17 protein-coding genes are annotated in these 17,107 nt (G+C 63.8%); all 17 read left to right on the forward strand.

Annotation, left to right across the window (positions count from 1 at the left end; translation table 11 throughout):
- The first annotated feature begins 7 nt into the window (after positions 1 to 7).
- Positions 8 to 481, forward strand: coding sequence for a GspH/FimT family pseudopilin (locus AACZ17_RS07445; RefSeq protein WP_339638022.1), 474 nt, complete (start codon positions 8 to 10; stop codon positions 479 to 481).
- Positions 468 to 857 (forward strand): prepilin-type N-terminal cleavage/methylation domain-containing protein, encoded by a 390-nt coding sequence (locus tag AACZ17_RS07450; RefSeq protein ID WP_290743208.1) that lies wholly within the window; start codon positions 468 to 470, stop codon positions 855 to 857. The genes AACZ17_RS07445 and AACZ17_RS07450 overlap by 14 nt, the downstream gene beginning before the upstream one ends.
- Entirely contained in the window at positions 854 to 1,453 is a 600-nt protein-coding gene (locus AACZ17_RS07455; RefSeq protein ID WP_290743211.1) for a prepilin-type N-terminal cleavage/methylation domain-containing protein, read from the forward strand. Before AACZ17_RS07450 ends, AACZ17_RS07455 begins: the two co-directional genes overlap by 4 nt.
- Positions 1,453 to 2,208 (forward strand): hypothetical protein, encoded by a 756-nt coding sequence (locus tag AACZ17_RS07460; protein ID WP_290743214.1) that lies wholly within the window; start codon positions 1,453 to 1,455, stop codon positions 2,206 to 2,208. Before AACZ17_RS07455 ends, AACZ17_RS07460 begins: the two co-directional genes overlap by 1 nt.
- 5 nt (positions 2,209 to 2,213) lie before the next feature.
- Positions 2,214 to 3,224: a general secretion pathway protein GspL gene (locus AACZ17_RS07465; RefSeq protein ID WP_290743217.1), complete on the forward strand. Its 1,011-nt coding sequence runs from the start codon at positions 2,214 to 2,216 to the stop codon at positions 3,222 to 3,224.
- Positions 3,221 to 3,787 carry a type II secretion system protein GspM gene (gene gspM, locus AACZ17_RS07470; RefSeq protein ID WP_290743219.1) on the forward strand — a complete coding sequence of 189 codons (567 nt, stop codon included), beginning with the start codon at positions 3,221 to 3,223 and terminating at the stop codon, positions 3,785 to 3,787. The genes AACZ17_RS07465 and gspM overlap by 4 nt, the downstream gene beginning before the upstream one ends.
- Complete coding sequence (locus AACZ17_RS07475) at positions 3,784 to 4,425, forward strand: hypothetical protein (RefSeq protein ID WP_290743222.1); 642 nt, start codon at positions 3,784 to 3,786, stop codon at positions 4,423 to 4,425. Before gspM ends, AACZ17_RS07475 begins: the two co-directional genes overlap by 4 nt.
- Before the next feature lie 66 nt (positions 4,426 to 4,491).
- Complete coding sequence (gene gspD / locus AACZ17_RS07480; protein ID WP_290743225.1) at positions 4,492 to 6,699, forward strand: type II secretion system secretin GspD; 2,208 nt, start codon at positions 4,492 to 4,494, stop codon at positions 6,697 to 6,699.
- Between the two features lie 23 nt (positions 6,700 to 6,722).
- A complete protein-coding gene (locus tag AACZ17_RS07485; protein WP_290743228.1) occupies positions 6,723 to 7,394 on the forward strand; it encodes a hypothetical protein in 672 nt (223 codons plus the stop codon).
- Positions 7,395 to 7,470: 76 nt separating this feature from the next.
- A complete protein-coding gene (locus tag AACZ17_RS07490) occupies positions 7,471 to 7,920 on the forward strand; it encodes a hypothetical protein (protein WP_290743231.1) in 450 nt (149 codons plus the stop codon).
- A gap of 96 nt (positions 7,921 to 8,016) precedes the next feature.
- Positions 8,017 to 9,579, forward strand: coding sequence for a hypothetical protein (locus tag AACZ17_RS07495; RefSeq protein WP_290743234.1), 1,563 nt, complete (start codon positions 8,017 to 8,019; stop codon positions 9,577 to 9,579).
- Positions 9,580 to 9,659: 80 nt separating this feature from the next.
- Positions 9,660 to 10,568 carry a peptidylprolyl isomerase gene (locus tag AACZ17_RS07500; protein WP_290743237.1) on the forward strand — a complete coding sequence of 303 codons (909 nt, stop codon included), beginning with the start codon at positions 9,660 to 9,662 and terminating at the stop codon, positions 10,566 to 10,568.
- Positions 10,569 to 10,604: 36 nt separating this feature from the next.
- A complete protein-coding gene (locus AACZ17_RS07505; protein ID WP_290743240.1) occupies positions 10,605 to 11,798 on the forward strand; it encodes a hypothetical protein in 1,194 nt (397 codons plus the stop codon).
- 38 nt (positions 11,799 to 11,836) lie between these two features.
- Entirely contained in the window at positions 11,837 to 14,023 is a 2,187-nt protein-coding gene (locus AACZ17_RS07510) for a glycosyltransferase (protein WP_290743243.1), read from the forward strand.
- Between the two features lie 11 nt (positions 14,024 to 14,034).
- Entirely contained in the window at positions 14,035 to 15,141 is a 1,107-nt protein-coding gene (locus tag AACZ17_RS07515; protein WP_290743246.1) for a hypothetical protein, read from the forward strand.
- A gap of 11 nt (positions 15,142 to 15,152) precedes the next feature.
- The gene (locus tag AACZ17_RS07520) at positions 15,153 to 16,397 is read left to right on the forward strand and encodes an AmpG family muropeptide MFS transporter (protein ID WP_290743249.1); all 1,245 of its coding nucleotides are present in this window, start codon (positions 15,153 to 15,155) and stop codon (positions 16,395 to 16,397) included.
- Complete coding sequence (locus AACZ17_RS07525; protein WP_290743252.1) at positions 16,394 to 17,092, forward strand: hypothetical protein; 699 nt, start codon at positions 16,394 to 16,396, stop codon at positions 17,090 to 17,092. The genes AACZ17_RS07520 and AACZ17_RS07525 overlap by 4 nt, the downstream gene beginning before the upstream one ends.
- Positions 17,093 to 17,107 lie beyond the last annotated feature (15 nt).

Consider the following 17,107-nt stretch of genomic DNA (forward strand, 5'->3'; position numbering starts at 1 on the left):
CGCCACCGTGAGCCGCTGCGCTGCCCGCCTGCGTTCGCGACGTATCAGCGGGTTTTCTCTGCTGGAACTGATGGCGGCGCTGGCCATCGCCGGCCTGGTGATGGCGCTGGCGGTGCCCTCCACCCTGCGCATGTACGACAACATTCGCTACCGGCAGGCGGTGCGCGACGTTGTTACCCTGTTCGCCAGTGCGCGCTACGAAGCGCTGCACAGTGGGCGGACGCAAACGGTGGAGGTTGATCCCGAGGAGCGCAGCGTGCGCTTCGCGAATACTGTGGAAGTGCTGCCGGGGAGCGTGGCCATGACCGTGCACTCCGCCAGCGAGCTGAACCGCGGCGGCGTTGGCGTGATTCGTTTCTACGCCGAGGGCGGTGCCAGCGGTGGCGGTGTCGACATTGAATCAGCAACCGGTGCCGGCGTCAGTATCACGGTGGACTGGCTGCTGGGTTCGGTGACGCAGGAAAGCTATGCGGTACGTTAGACGGGGGCAGGGGTTCTCCCTGCTGGAAATGCTCGTCGCCCTGGCCATTCTGGCGCTGTCACTGGGCGCGCTGTACCAGGCCACCAGCGGTGCTACCCGCAACGCGCGCTCTGCGGAGAAGTATGCCTACGGCGTAGAGCTGGCACGCTCACTGGTCGCTGAGTATGCGCAGGTGCCCGCCAGCGGCCTGAGCACCCAGGGCGAGACAGCGGGGGGCTTTCTCTGGCGCGTACAGGCTCGCCCGGCGCAGGCCGGTAGCGGCAGCCTGCCTCCCGGTGCGGTGCAGGATATCGAGGTCGCCGTGAGTTGGACCGACGGGCCCAAGGCGCGCCGGGTGCTGCTGAACTCCGTGGTCGCCGGGGTAGACCGTCAGTGAGCGTGCTGCGTCGCGAAGCGGGCTTCACCCTGGTTGAGGTGGTGGTGGCGCTGTCGGTGCTGTCACTGATCATGCTGGCGACGGTGACTGCACTGCGCACCTTCGCCAACACGCAGCAGTCGCTGGACCGCATGATGGGCCGCGTCGACGAAGTGCGCACGGTCAGCAGCCTGCTGCGGGACCTGGTGGACAGTGCGGCCCTCGGTGCCGACGGTGGCGAGGGTCTCACGCTGGGTGGTGGTGCGCGGGACGCAGCGTATTTCTCGGGTACGGACGGCGTGCTCATGTTCAAGGCAAACATCCTCTTCGGTGAGCGCTTCGGCGGCCAGTACGTACTGCGCTTCAGTCGCGAGGAGGACGCGCTGGTGATGCGCTGGCACACCGCCAAGGGTGATGCGCGGGCGATTGACTGGGCGCAGGCGCCGTTCCGCAGGCTGGTGGCGCAGGTCGATCTGTTTGAGGTGGCCTACCGTGCGGTCCCCGGCGCGGACTGGGTGCCGGAGTGGCGTAACGGCGGCGTACCGGTGGCACTGCGGCTGCGCCTGCGCGCTGCAGGGCGCTTCTGGCCGGAGCTGATCATGCCGGTGCCTCGCTGATGTCGCTCGCGCCTGGGGAATATTCACCGCCGCTGATCCGTCAAGCGAGGAGTCAGGGCGGAGTCGCCCTGGCGATGGTGGTGTGGTTTGTCGCGGCCATGTCACTGCTGGTGGTCGGCATCGTGTCCGAAGTGCGCGTCGACACGCGCATGGCGCAGACGCACATTGCGCGCGCCAAGGCGATGGCGGCGGGCGACGGCGCGATTCATCTGCTGCTGTCACGTCAGGCGCTGCTGCGGGAGGCTCAGGGCACCCCTGGCGGTACCGGCCCGGAGCCAGTGCTGGAAGCGGGCTTCATGCTCGGTGAGCAGCCGGTGCAGGTGCGTATGGTGCCGGTCTCACGGTTGCTGGATATGCGCAGCGCACCGGCCGAGCAGCTGATGAACCTGTTTGCCGGGCCCGGCGCGCTGCAGCGTGAAGATGCCCAACGACTGGCCACTGCTGTGGTACAGTTGCGCGGTGGCGGGGTTGCGCGGTTCGCTGCGGGTTCCAAGCCGCTTGCGGTGGAAGACTGGTTGCAGGTGCCGGGGTTTGACCGCGCACTGCTGGATGCTGTTCGGGACCACCTGCGCATGGACGCTGAAGCCGCATACCGGCTGGACGCCGTAATGGAATACGATGGCCGGCGCTGGTTGCGCAGGCGTTGGGTAACACTGCAGGGCGGTTCGGACGCGAGCGGTTTTCCCTGGCGAGTAACACGAACCGAGGCGCCGAGGGTGCTTGACGACAGAATCAAAACAGCTGGGGCACGCTAGGCGCTATGCTTGATCAATCCCGACAATGGTACCTCTTCGGCTACGATATGCGCCGCATTGGGCATCACTGGCAGGTGGCCTGGGCCGAGTTTCTCTGGGGTGACCGTTCTCCGGTGCGTGCGCGCCTCGACGACGTGGTGCAGGTGGAGGGAGCGGGTGTTCACGGTAACTTCCACGCCGGCGCACCGGTGCTTGCGGGTGAGCCGACCTGCTCGGCGATTGTTCTGCCGGATTCACTGGTGCTGTTCAAGACCCTGCAACTGCCGCTGGCTGCAGAAGATGAGCTCGACTCGGTGATGCGCCTGGAAGTCATGGCCAACAGCCCCTTTCCCGCCAGTGATACCGCAGCGGGCTGGGCGCTGAGCCAGCGCGGCGAGAAGGGCCTGCAGGTGGAACTCGCCATTGCATCGCGCAGTGCGGCCATGCGGCACCTCGGCCAGCAGCACGATGTCCATGATGTGCAGGAGCGCGAGGTCTGGGCGCTGGCCGGAGAACGGCCGATCGTATTGCGCGGTTTCGGTGAGGGTGCGCGACTGGCACGTTACCAGCGCCGCCTGTTGCGCATCGCGCTGCTGCTCGGCGGTGCCCTGCTGCTGTTGCTGCTCATTCTGGCGCTCGCCGCGGGCGGCACGTATTTCAGGTTACAGCAGTACGAAACCCTGGCGACCCGGGTCGAGCGCGAGGCCGCGGATGTCACCCGCCAGCGCCAGTCGCTCTCCGTGGCCAACCAGACGATTCTTGCGGTCAACGATGTGCTGCGCGAATACCCGGACCCACACCGTGAGCTGGCGCGCCTGACCGCGTTGCTGGGGGACGAAGCCTATATTGTGCAATACACCCAGCGGGGGCGTGACCTGCGCCTGCGTGGGCGCGCCGCGGACGCCGCCGGCGTGGTGCAAACCCTGACGCGGGAAGCTGCCTACGAGGAGGTGGCAGACCAGGGCATCACCGCAGTTGGCAACAGTGGCATAGAGCAGTTCAACGTCAATGTGCGCCTGCGCGAGGGCGGGCAATGAACTGGTTGCGCGGCAACCCCCGTTACGCGGTGATGGTGCTCGGCACGCTGGCGCTGCCCGCGCTGCTGCTGTTGTACCTCGCCATCAGCCTGTTCGGCATGCGCAGCGCCTACCAGCTGCAGATCGAGCGCCTGGAGCCGCGCATTGCCCGGCTACAGGGCTTGCTGAACCGGGAAGAACAGGTGCGCGAGGCGGCGCAGGTTGTGGGTTCCGATGTGCTTGATCTGGTCTACCCCGCAGCGGATGACCCCGGCACGGTATCCGCCAACCTGCAGAAGAATGTGCGCGAGATCCTGGGCGCTGCGGGTCTGTCGGTCAGCAACAGCCAGATACTGCCCGTACGCGAAAAGGATGGTTTCGATCACATTGCCGTCAAGCTGACGGCCTCCGGCGGCCTGCCTGCCCTGGATACCGCCCTCGCGGACCTCAATGCCTACCTGCCGTTGTTGCTACTGGAGTCCATCGAAGTGTGGCCGAATCGCAACCGGGCACGTGGCGACGAACCTGAAGCGCAGACCATCACGGCAACGGTACAGGTCCTGGCCTTGCGAGTGCGCTCATGAGGCATCTGGCTGCAGCAGTGAACCGCTATCGTGTGCAGCACGAGCCGCAGCGCACGGAGCGCCGCGTAGAGCTGCTGGTACTGCTGCTGGGATTGCTGTTGCTGCTACAGCTCTGCTTCTTTTTACTGCGCGTGCTGTTGCCGCCGGCTCCTGAGCCCATCGAACCGACGGCGGCCTCGTTGACCGTGGCTGACCGCATTGCCGGGCGCCTGCTTGATACCCGGGGAAGCGCTGAACTGCGCGAGCGCCCGCTGTTCTGGGAGGGGCGCCGCCCGGTTGACGACGGCGGGATGCCCAGTGGTGAGACGTCGACGCAGAAGGCGTCGCCGTTAAAGGCTATCCGTTTGCTGGGGATATATGGCGGTGGCGAGAGCGGCGGTATCATTGTGCGTGTGGAAGGTAAGCAGCAGCGCCTTGCCGTGGGTGATGAACTCAGGGGCTGGACGCTGGAGTCGATGGACGGTGGCGGCGCCACACTGAGCAGTACACGCGGCAGCCGCGAGCGGCTCGAGCTGGAGCGTGCGCAGGGCGCGTCGCCGATCATCACTCCCCCGCAGACCGGTGGCGCACCGGGCTCGGCCCCCCAGAGTCAGGCCGCAGACGGCCTGGATGAGCTGACCCTCGGAGGTCGGCGTTGAACAAGGTTTGTAGAAACAGGGCCGCGCAGCGGGCGCTGACGATAATGGACAGGTCAAGGAAAGGTTATGTTGCGACGGTTCTCTAGATTGCTGGTGCTGGTGCCATTGCTGACCAGCTGTGCGCTGCTGGACAATCAGTACCGCGGCGAACCCACCGAGCCATCTGCCGGCGCACCGGCTGCGGCGGCACAGGAGCCGGCGCTGTCACGCAGTGCCGGTGAACTCGCCGAGTCGGCCGAAGAACGGGTAAAGCCGGTTATCTATCGCGGCAGCGACCAGCAGGTTCGCATTCCGGGGAAGCGTGACGCGGTACGCCTGGTCGGTGATGCCGTCAGCCTCAATTTTGAAGACGCACCTCTCAGCGAGGTGGTGCACGCCGTGCTCGGCGATATTCTGGGCCTGGACTACATTCTCGACGGCCCCGTAGCGGGCACGATCACCCTGCGTTCGCGCACGCCGATTCCCCGCGACCAGTTGCTGACGATCCTCGAATCCCTGTTGAGCGCCAACCAGATGGTGATGGTACGTGACAGCCAGGATCGCTATCTGGTTACAGGCGCGCAGCAGGCGAGCCGTCAGGCACCGCGGCTCTCCAACCCTCGCGATCCCGGTGCGGGTTACAGCACCGTAGTTGTACCACTGCAGTACATCAGCGCCAGCAATATGGCGGAGATACTGCGCCCGGTGGCGGACGAGCAGGCCTTCCTGCGTATCGACAACACGCGCAACCTGTTGCTGCTTGCAGGTACACGGATGCAGATCGACGGCTGGCTGGACATGGTGGACACCTTTGATGTCGACCTGCTCAAGGGCATGTCGGTGGGCCTGTTCACCCTGGAGCACAGCCGGGTAGGAGAAACGGCGACTGTGCTGCAGGGCATGCTCAGAACCGGTGGCAATGGCGACGAGGAGGTGGGGCAGCTGGTGAAGATCATCCCCATCGAGCGTCTGAACAGTCTGCTGGTGGTGACTCCCCGCTCACATTACCTCGATACCCTGGGCACCTGGATAGAGCGGCTGGATTCGCGCCCGGATTCCAAATTTGAAAAGCGGCTGTTCGTCTATCCCGTGCAGAACACCACGGCCTCGCGGCTGGCGGAGCTGATCAGCAACATTTACGCCGGCGGCGCCAGTGCCACCGGTGGTGTTGCCGGCACCGGGGGCGGCTACAGTGCGGATCGCGAGGTCGCGCCCGGGCTGTCTATGGAATCCATCGGTAGCGCCAGTGGCGGAGCCAGCGGTTCGGGTTCTGGCAGCTTTGGCAGCAGCGCGAACAGTGCGGGTGACAGCGCGGGATTCAGTGCCGATTTTGGCAGCGCCCCGGGCACTTCCTCCAGCGCCGCCACCCTGGGGGGTGAGGAAGGCCAGGGGGTTGCCGATGTACGCGTGGTCGCGGACGAGGAAAACAACGCCCTGATGATCTACGCGACGGGCAAGCAGTACGACCTGATCAAGGACGCGCTGCGGCAGCTGGATGTCATCGCCACCCAGGTGATCATCGAGGCCAGCATTCTGGAGGTCAGCCTGACCGATGAATTGCGCTACGGACTGGAGTGGACCTTCAAGAACGGCCTGGGTAGCGACTACGACGGCTTCGGGCAACTGGGAAACAGCGCCGGCGGACCCTCGGCGACGTCACCCGGGTTCTCCTACACGGTCACCAACTCGCTGGGTGATATCAGCGCGGTGCTGAACGCGCTTTCGGAGGATTCGCTGATCAACGTGATTTCCTCGCCTTCGGTCATGGTGCTGGACAATCATCCTGCTTATATACATGTGGGTGACCAGGTGCCTGTGCGACAGGGTACGTCCTCCACCGACGGTGGCACGGTCACCGAGAACATCGTCTACCGGGATACCGGTGTGAAACTGATGGTACGGCCCTCTGTGAATGCGGGCCAGCTGGTGACCATGGATGTCGAGCAGTCGGTGACGGATGTCGGTAATGTCGATTCCGCCACCGGCCAGCGCACGTTCCTCGAGCGCAATATCATGAGCCGGGTCGCCGTGCGCAGCAATGAGTCTGTTGTGCTGGGCGGCCTCATCCGGGAAAACGCTACCGCGACTGATTCCGGAGTGCCCCTGCTGCACCGCATGCCAGTGCTGGGCGCGTTGTTCGGCACGACCTCCGAGAGTAACCGGCGCACCGAGCTACTGGTGATCATCACACCGCGGGTCATCAACAATGAGCAGGAGTTGCGCGATGTCAGCCGCGAACTGCGCTCGCGGGTGCGCAATATGGAATTGATCAGTGCCCCCCTGGTGGCCGAGTAGACCGGGTGCTGGTTTCGATCCACATGCCGAAAACCGCGGGCCTGAGTTTCAGGGCGGCGCTGGAGACGCATTACGGTGCCGGCTTTGCCCCCGACTATGCCGATTATCCGTTGGCCAGCCCGCTGCCCGAGCGGCATGCGGCAGCCCTGGAGTTCAGTCTCGCGGCCGAGCCCGCTGCCTACCGTGACGTCGGCTGTATCCACGGCCACTTCCTGCCCATCAAGTACCTGTTGTTGGCGGATTACATGGAGTGCCGGTTCGTCACTTGGCTGCGCGAACCGCTGCAGCGTCTGGTCTCCCACTATTATTACTGGCAGCGCAGCTATGATCCGGCAGCGGACGACACCTCCAGCCTGCACCGGCGTGTGGTTGAGGAGGCCTGGACGCTGGAGCAGTTCTGCCTGGCGCCGGAGCTGCGGAACGTGTATAGCCAGTTCTTGTGGGCCTTTCCGCTGCGAGCCCTCGATTTCGTGGGAATTACCGAATATTTCGCAGAAGATTTGCGTGATTTTTCCACACAATTCCTGGGAATAAATGTCGAGGCGCAGGTCGTCAACGCCGCAGAGCTGCCCGCGGGCCCCGAGCAACTGGCGCCGGCGCTGCGCCAGCGGGTGCGTGAATTTCATGCCCAGGACCTGGCGCTCTACCAGTGGGCGCTGCAGAAACGCGAGGCCCGGCGGCGCACACAGGGCTGAGCGCTACGCCCTTTCCGTCCCTTCCACCGGCGCGGTATAATCCGCGCCCAATGCAACAAAAGGTAATATTTTCATAATGTTAGATGCAATGTATCGAATCTCCGCAGCGCTGCTGATGGCCTGTGTGCTCACCCTTGCGAGTGGCTGCGGTACCGCGCCCGGCAAGCCGCAAACCCTCAGTCCGGCCGAGGTGGCGGCACTGGAGGATCGTGTGCGCGGGCGCTGGCAGGCGATCATCGACAGGGACTTTGAGGCGGCCTATGAGTTCGCTTCACCTAATTACCGAGCTGTTTTCTCCAAGAGTATGTTTATTCGCAATTTTTCCTATTCGCTGGATTGGCAGTTGACAGCTGTCGAAGTCCTTGCCTATGATGCCGAGGCAGCTGTGGCGAGTGTGGCGGTTCGGGTCATGTCCAAGCCGATCAAACAAACCTCGGTGTCAGCTCAGTTCGGGTTTATGCCTTCAACTGTTCGCGAGCGATGGGTTAGCATCAATGGCGAATGGTGGCATAGTGCCAGTGGTTGAGAGGGCACGTTGGTTGACAGCTAGCTGCAGTTAGCAATAATAGCGCTAGCAATCTGTACTTTGGTTGTGAAGTAAAAACACATTAGGAGTCTCCTTATGAATGCAAAGTTTAAGCCTCTGGGTCTTGTTGCTGCAGTAGCAGCCGTGACCGCGGGTTACAACGGCGTCGCAAATGCACAGTCACTGGCTGCTGCAAGCGACCTGGGTAACCTGGCACTGATCCCTTACTACACTGTCCGTGACGGCAACGTCACCGGCGTTCACATCACCAACACGAGCGATGCCACCCAGGTTGTTAAAGTACGCCTGCGTCGTGGTACCGACTCTATGGACGCCCTGGACTTTAACCTGATCCTGTCCCCCAAGGACGTATGGACCGGCTTCCTGGCGGCTGAAGGCGAGAATGTTGTCTTCAACACCACCGATAACTCTTGCACCGCGCCCGCAGCGGCCAACGGCAAGTTCACCATGCCCGGTATCTACCGTGCAGACGCTGATGAAGGCTACATCGAAATCATCGGCATGGGTCAGCCCACCAGCGAAACGGCTCCGATCGCGGTTTCTGCCAAGCACGCAGCGACCGGTATCCCGGCTGACTGTGCTGCCGTGCGTGACAACTTCTTCGCTGGCGGTGTAGCTACCACCACCCGCGGTGTTGTAGATGGCGTATCTACCGTGCAGCGTATTTCGTCTGCCGGCACCACGCTGGCACTGAACGAGTACGACGCACCTGAAGACGTGCTGAAAGTCTCTTACTTCATCCGCGACGCAAGCAGCGGTCGTGAATTCGGCAACAGCGCTACGCACATTGCCGGCTTCCTGACCCAGGCAGCGATCACCAACCAGCAGTTTGGTCTGTTCTCTGCCGACCTTCTCGGCTTCGACTACCCCGACCTGAACGGTGGTATTCCTGAGCAGGGCGACCGTGGCCAGTTCTCAACCCTGCGCAGCATCTTGGGTGGTGCGTCTGTGATCAACGACTGGTCCGCCAACGCTGACCTGAACGTGGGTACCGACTGGGTTATCACCTTCCCGGGCCAGTACACCATGCTTGACCTGCCGCACTACTTCGGCTCTTTGCTGACTGCAGGCACTGACGACGCAATCCCCTGTAACGCTGGTGCTCCGCTGGCTACAGGTGTATTCGCTGGTACCACTGGCGCGTGCGACCACCGTGACATCCCGGCCGTAGCATCGTTTGACGTGTACGATCGTGAAGAGCAGCAGCGTTCACAGCCCGATGGTGAACTGGTTGTTTCTCCGCAGCTTCCCGGCCTGACGGTTCAGACTCTTCTGCCTTTCGAGGTTAACGTCGTGCAGTGGGGCCCTGAAGCCGTACTGGGCAGCGAGAACTCCGATATCACAGTTGCTGTACCGGAAAGCCCCTTCGGTTGGGCTGAGCTGAACGTAACCAGCGCGGCCAGCAAGGTTCAGGCAATCTGTGACGCGACGGCTGATAACGGTCTGCCCGCTGCCAGCCTGGCAAATGGCGCTTCTGGTATCGTTGCCGCGGCAACAGCATACGGCTGTGACTCAACGGGTGTGAATGCTGACGAGATCCCGAAAATTGGCTTCGTAGCTTGGGAGCGTAGCTTCCCCGGCAACCCGGATGCCAACTACGGTCGTATCGTTGAGCACTCTTACGGTAGCGCACCGTAATAGCGTCTTAACGCGCTGTTGTAGTAAAATGAAGGCCGGCACCGCAAGGTGCCGGCTTTTTTATTGCCAGAGGTTTATGCATGTCCCTTACCCGTTTTTTCAGCTGTGCCGCGCTGTTGCTGTGTATCACTGTGGGCGCTGCTGCCGATGATCCGGTCGCCATTGCGGATGGCGAAACCCGTATCAACCGTGCCGAGCTCGAACAGATCATTTCCCGCTGGAGCGCGGAGATGCGCTCTGCGGCCGCCAACGACCTGGGCGACCGCATGGAACTGCTCAACATTGCTTATATGAACAAGCGCCTCGCCGAGTCCGTCGACGGCATGACGCCGGAGACCCACGGTGACGACTACTGGAAACTGCATTTCCAGTTGCAGGGCCTGAAGCGGCGCTTCGCCATCGAGCAGCTTGTAAATTCGATCGAGATCCCCGACATGTCGGCCCTTGCCGAAGAGCGCTATGCGACCGACAAGGACAAGTTTGCCCTGGTGCCGGAGAAGCGCCTGACCTCCCACATTCTGTTTATGTGTCCCCCGGGCCAGTGTGACCGCGAGGCGGTTCGGCCGGTGGCTCGTGAGGTGCTCGCCAAATTGCGTGAAGGGGCGGATTTCGAGGCCCTGGTTGCGGAATATTCCGAGGATCCGGGCTCCCGCGACAAGGGCGGGCGCTTCGAAAAGTGGTTCAGCCTGGGTGAAAAGGGCGTAGAACCCCGCTACACCGGCGGTGCCTTTGACATTGCCGAGGTGGGTGGCTACTCCGACCTGGTGGAGACCCAGTTTGGTGTACACATCATCCGACTGGACGATATCCAGCCCGAGCACTACCGCACCTTTGAAGAGGTGCGCCCCGCGATCCTGCAGAGCCTGAGAGCAGAGTACCAGAAGCTGGCGGTACAGGATTTCGAAGCGAATCTGATGATCTCCGACGAGGGGTATATCAACGGGGACGTGGTGGACGCGTTATTGGCGCCCTACAAAGCGACGCCCTGATCAGCGGCGTGATGCTTGCAACCGGGTATAGGCGTCATGCCTCCCGCTAGTCCGCTGTCCGGCGCGCCAGTGTTACTGTTCGTGGTGGGAATGCACCGCTCCGGCACCTCGGCGCTGTGTGCCGCACTGCACGCCTGCGGTGCGACCTTCGGCGACCGTTTGCTGGCGCCCATGGCCGGCGTGAACGACGAGGGTTTTTGGGAGGACATCGATGTCGTGGCGGCCAACGAGGCATTGTTGGCGGCGGCAGGGATGCGCTGGTATGCCGTGTCCCGAGGCGCTGAGTGCCGGTGGCCCGAGGAGGCCCTGCAGCGCTTTCAGGCCTGTGCTCAAGCCATACTGCAGCGCGGCTTTGGCAGTGGCCCTGTGCAGGTGGTCAAGGATCCACGCCTCTGCATCACCTTGCCGCTCTGGTTGCTTGCCTGCGCTGACCTGGGCGTGGCCGCGCAGGTGTGCACCGCATCCCGCGCGCCGATTGAGGTGGCGCAATCCCTGCAGCGGCGCGATGGTTTTCCGCTGGGCTATGGTCTGCGGCTTGACCTGGCTTACCGCCGCGCGCTGGATGCGGCGGTACCGCCATCTGCACTTGCGGTCAGCTTTCCGGAATTGTTGCAGGACGCGTCAGGGGTCATGTCGCGGCTGGCAACACAGCTGCCCCTGCAGGCGGGCGAGGATGCCGTAGCAGCGGCTGTGAGAAGCGACCTGCGGCACCACAGTGCCTCGGGCGCCGTCGGGTCGGGCGCCGGTGCGTCGGGCGCCGGTGCGTCGGGCGCTCTCAATCTGCTGGAGCAGCCGGTGATTGCCGCCAGTGAGCTGGCAGCACTGGAAGCGGCGATCGAGCGGCAGTACCCCGTTGCGGGGTTGCTGTCTGAGTGGGCCGAGGGCTTTGTAGCGCGCGGCACACAGCTGACTGACCTCGGTGAGTCGCACACTCGTGCACTTGCGACCATCGCGGAGCGCGATGCACAAATTGCCGATCTGGATCGCCGACTGCAGGAAACCGGCGCCTGGCTGGAGCGCGCCCTGGCAACGGTTGAAGAGCGCGACGGGCAGATCGCAGAACTGGACCGCAGATTGGCCGACATTGGTGACATGCACAGCCATGCGCTGCAGGTGATTGCTGAGAAGGATCGTGAAATTGCCGACAAGGATAGTGAGATCGCCGAAATCTATGCCACCCCGGTGGTCGGCCGCATTCTGCGCCGGGTGCACCGCAAACGTGAGCCGTAGTCCGGGCGAACAACGCAGGGCGGTCAACAGGAGTGAGCGTGCGCAGCGTTGACATCGTGGTGCCGGTCTATACCGGTGTGGAGGAGACAAGGCGTTGCCTGGAAACCGCGCTGGCGACGGCGGATCCTGCCTGGGCGCGTCTGGTGGTGGTCAACGACGGTTCGCCGGACCCTGAAATCACCGCCCTGTTGCGTGATTTCGCAGGGCAGCATAACGGCGTCGTGCTGCTGGAAAACGCGCAGAATCTGGGCTTCGTCGCGACGGCCAATCGGGGCATGCAGTACGATGCGGAACGCGATGTCGTGCTGCTGAACAGTGATGTCGAAGTGGCCAACGATTGGCTGCACCGCCTCCGGGAGGCGGCCTACCACCATCCCCGGGCAGGCAGTCTCACACCCTTCGCCAACAACGCCACCATCTGCAGCTTTCCCAATTTCTGCAAGGACAATGCGCTGCTGTTCGGTCTTGATGTCGCAGAGATCGACCGGGTGTTCGCGGAGCAGTTCAGCGCGGCTGATGCCTTCGAGGTGCCCACGGGCGTCGGCTGCTGCATGTACCTGCGGCGGGATTGCCTGAACGAGGTTGGCCTGTTCGATGTGGCAACCTTTGGCCGCGGCTATGGCGAAGAGAACGACTGGTGCCAGCGCGCGCAGCGTGCCGGCTGGCGCAATCTGCACCTCGCCAACTGCTTTGTCTACCACAAGGGTGGAGTGAGCTTCGCCGACGAGCAAACGCCGCGCGTTGCCAAGGCCATGGCGCTGCTGGATGAGCGCTACCCGCGGTATCACGCGGAAATTCAGGCCTTCATCGCGCGTGACCCCGCGCGCGGCGCACGTACCGGCGCCCTGCTGGCCCTGCTGGCCGGGCAGCCGCGGCCCAAAATTCTCTGCCTGTCGCACAAACTCGGTGGCGGTGCGCAACAGCATGTCGATGAATTGGCCAGCCTGTACGCGGCCGATGCCCTGTTTGTACAACTGACGCCCGCAGTGGAGGGGCAGACGGTCACGCTGAGTGTGTTTGACGCCGGTGTGCGCCTGGCCGACGGTCTGCACTTCTCGGTGGACGACGAGTTCGATGCGCTGGTGGCACTGCTGCGCGAGCTGGGTATCGGCCGGGTACATTTCCACCACACCATGGGGCTGCACCCGCGGCTGTGGGTGCTCGCCAGTGCCCTGGGCTGCAAGCACGATCTCACCATCCACGACTATTACCTGATCAACGGCAACCCGACGCTCACGGATGCGGATGCGCGTTTTGTCGGTGACGACGCCAGTGATTTTGACCAGCGCTGTGCCGGGCACTACCCGCTGCCCGAGGGTGTTTCTGCGGAACAGTGGCGTGCCAGCCAGGGGCTGCTGATCGAGCAGGCTGAGCGCGTGATTTTCCCCTCCGCCGATTGCGCCGCGCGCTTCCAGAGGTTCTTCCCGGTGCGCAACGCCGTGACCGCCTGGCACCCGGATTTTCTCGCCTCACAGCCTTATCCGCAGCCGGGCTGGCGGCACCTGCCGTCGCGGCCGTTGAAGGTGCTGGTGGTGGGGGCAATCAGTCGAGAGAAGGGCGCTGATGTGCTGGAGTCGGTGGCCGATGAACTGGCCGCGAGCGGCCTGGTGGAGTTCCACCTGCTGGGTTATGCCTATCGTGCGCTGGGCCGGTCGGTAGTCACCCACGGTCCCTACGCCAACGCCGAGGCCTGGAGCCTGATTGAGGCGATTGCCCCGGATGTCGTGTGGTTTCCGGCCCAGTGGCCCGAGACCTACAGCTACACCTTGAGCCTCGCCCTGCACCTGGGCTTGCCCGTCGTGGTGCCGGACATCGGTGCCTTTGTCGAGCGGGTGTCGGGCCGGCCCCTGAGTACCATCATGCCCTGGAACACGAGCACCGCACAGTGGGTTGAGCTGTGGCTGCGCTTGGCGCGCGGCGAACAGCCCGGCAGCGCGCCCCCGAGCCCGGTGGCGAACCCTGACGCAAGCTTCTATGCGGGCGGCTATCTGGCGCCCGTGGTCTCCCGGAAGGGGGTGTTTGCGCCGGGGCGCATTGCCTCGCTGGCGGCCAATCTGCATGCGGGCACGCCGCGCCTGAGTCGCTCAGAGCGTCTGCTGGGGTTGATCTGGCGCATCAGTCGGCACCCCCTGGTGGCCCGGCTGGTATCCTGGGTCCCCTTCCGGGTGCAGCAGGCGATCAAACGCCGGCTCTCTGCCCGCCCCATGCACGATATCGTGCGCTAAGGGAAGTCGTTATGGCCACCGTTTACCTTCACATCGGCGCGCCGAAGACGGCCACATCCAGCCTGCAGGCGATGCTGGCCGCGCACCACGACGACCTGCTGGCTGCGGGTATTCTCTACCCCGCGACCTGTCGCCACGGGGATGCGCACCATGTGCTGGTGGCGGACCTGATCGATAAGTACCAGGCCAACCCGATGCCGGACATCTGGTACGGCGATTTTCCCCGGGGCCAGGCCTGGTCGCGCCTGCGGGCCGAGCTTGCGGCCGCCGGGCCCACCGTGCACACGGCCATCGTCAGCTCGGAACTGTTCTTTGGCCAGTCGATCAACATCGAGCGGATGCTGGGCGATATCCAGGCGGCGCTCGCCGGCCACGATGTGCGTGTCCTGATGTACCTGCGACGCCAGGACCAGCTGTATGCCTCGTTTTATAACCAGGACGTCAAGGGGGCGCGGCAGTGGCCGGGCAGCGCCTACGAGTTCTATGAGACGCACCAGATATTCCAGCGCGACTACGACCAGGTGGTCGATATGTGGGGTGCCGCATTCGGTCACGCCAATCTCCGCGTGCGCCCCTTTGAGCCGGCGCAGTGGCCCGGTGGCGACATGGTCAAGGACTTCTGCCAGGTGACCGGGTTGCCACCGCTGCGTGCTGTGGGCGCGGAACCCAACGACGGCCTGGGTGCCAACCAGCTGTATATCAAGCGCTGCCTCAACCACATGGGATACGACAAGGCGGACAACGACCGCGTGGTGGGCCTGCTGCTGAACCTGTGTAAAGAGTCGCCGTTGAAAAGCGTGCGCTACGTCAATATGGGTTGCTACGGGCGCCTGCGCGAGCGCTGGACCCGGACCAACCAGCGCCTCGGCGCGGTGGTCGGTGACGGCGGCAACTTCTTCCAGGCGCCGGTACCGGAGCCCGCCGCAGTGCCCGAATACGCGCTGGACCGCGCTCTCCTGGGGGATTTTCTGCAGCGGCTTCTGGCGGCCGGCCTCGGCGGGCACCTGGGCAGCCTGCGCGGGCTGTTTGCCCGCGCGGCGCTGCTGGTCATCGCCGAGCAGGGCCTGTGGGATGCGGTATCCGGCAGTGATAGAGTGACCTTCGAGTCCTGGGTGTAGGCGCGACAGACATGAACCTGGAAAGCAGCGGCTGGCGCTCAGCCGTGTTCAATCGGCGCATGCTCATCTGCGTGTTCACCGGGCTTGCCTCGGGCATGCCGCTGTATGTGCTGCTGCAGCTGGTTCCGGCCTGGTTGCGTGACCAGGGGGTTTCCCTTGCCGAGATCGGCCTCTTCGCGCTGGTCGGCATACCCTACGTGTGGAAGTTTCTCTGGGCGCCCTTGATGGATCGCTGGATTCCGCCACTGCTGGGCAGGCGTCGCGGCTGGATGTTCCTTTGCCAGTTGGCACTGATTGCGTCCATTGGTGTGCTGGGCGCCTTTGATCCGCAGCAATCCACCTGGGTGATCGCCTGGCTGGCCTTTGGGGTGGCGTTCTTCAGCGCCAGCCAGGATGTTGCGCTGGATGCGTTTCGCCGCGAAATCCTGCCCGACCGGGAACTGGGCCTGGGCAACGCGATTCACGTACAGGCCTACCGCATATCGAGCCTGATACCGGGCTCCCTGTCGCTGATCCTCGCGGATATTCTGCCGTGGAGCACGGTGTTCTGGATAACGGCCGCGTTCATGCTGGTGGCGTTGTGCATGAGCCTGCTGGTTGCCGAGCCAGACTCCGAATTACCGACCGGCACAGGGCTGCGCGAGGCGGTGGTAGCGCCATTCTCGGAGTACCTGCAGCGCCGTGGCTGGACGGGCGTCTGCCTGGTGATTGGCTTCATGGTGCTCTACAAGATCGGCGACAATATGGCGACGGCCCTGGCAACCCCGTTCTATATCGATATGGGGTTTTCCATGACCGAGATCGGCGTGGTTGCCAAGAACGCGGCCCTGTGGCCGGCAATCGTGGGGGGCTTGCTGGGCGGTGTCGCCATGCTGCGCCTGGGTATCAATCGCTCCCTGTGGGTTTTCGGTGCAGTGCAGCTGCTGAGCATCCTCGGCTTCGCGGTGTTGGCCGGCAGCGGGCCGCTACTCTGGCTGCTGGCGGTCGTCATTGCCTTTGAGTACCTCGGTGTCGGCATGGGCACGGCGGCCTTTACCGCCTTCATTGCCCGTGAAACCAGCCGCACCTACGCCGCCACGCAGTTTGCGCTGTTCACGGCCATCGCCGCACTGCCGAGAACCTTTGCCAATGCCAGTACCGGCGTCATTGTCGAGGCGGTGGGCTGGCAGTCGTTTTTCCTGCTCTGCACCCTGCTGGCCGTACCTGGCATGCTCTTGCTGCTGTGGGTGGCACCCTGGCGGGAGGCGCCGGCATGACGGGCCAACCCCGGCGCGTGATCGCCATACTGGGCATGCACCGCAGTGGCACCAGCTGCCTCACCGGCTCGCTGCAGGAAGCGGGCCTGGAGCTTGGCGAGCACCACACCTGGAACCCCTACAATCGCAAGGGCAATCGCGAGAACCAGGATTTTGTCGACCTGCACGACAGTATCCTCGCGGCGAATGGCGGTGCCTGGGACAGCCCGCCGCGGACCGCAAACTGGTCCGACGCCCACCGCGAGCGGGCCCGCAGCCTGCTGGCCGAGTATGCGGGGGTGGAGGCACTCGGCTTCAAGGACCCGCGATGCCTGCTGTTGCTGGCCGGCTGGCGTGAGCTGGTTCCGGGGCTGGAGCGGGTCGGTATATTCCGCCACCCGGAAGCGGTTGCAGCCTCCCTGTTGAACCGCAGCCAGATGCCGCGGCAGCAGGCGCTTGCGCTGTGGTATGCCTACAATCGTATGCTGTATCGGGAATATCGCCGCAAGCCCTTCCCATTGCTGTGTTTTGACGATGGGGAGGCCCTGTTCAACCGCAATGTTGATGATGTGATTGGCCGGCTGCGCCTGCAACCCGTTGCGGCGCCCACCCGGTTTTATGACAACACCCTGAAAACCTACCAGGCCAGTACACAGCCGCGGCTGCCGTGGAAGATTCGCTACCTCTACTACCGGTTGCGGCGGGTGAGCCTGTGAGGCGGGTCAAGCCTG

It is taken from the genome of uncultured Haliea sp. (genome assembly GCF_963973825.1).
In the GTDB taxonomy this organism is placed as follows: domain Bacteria; phylum Pseudomonadota; class Gammaproteobacteria; order Pseudomonadales; family Halieaceae; genus Haliea.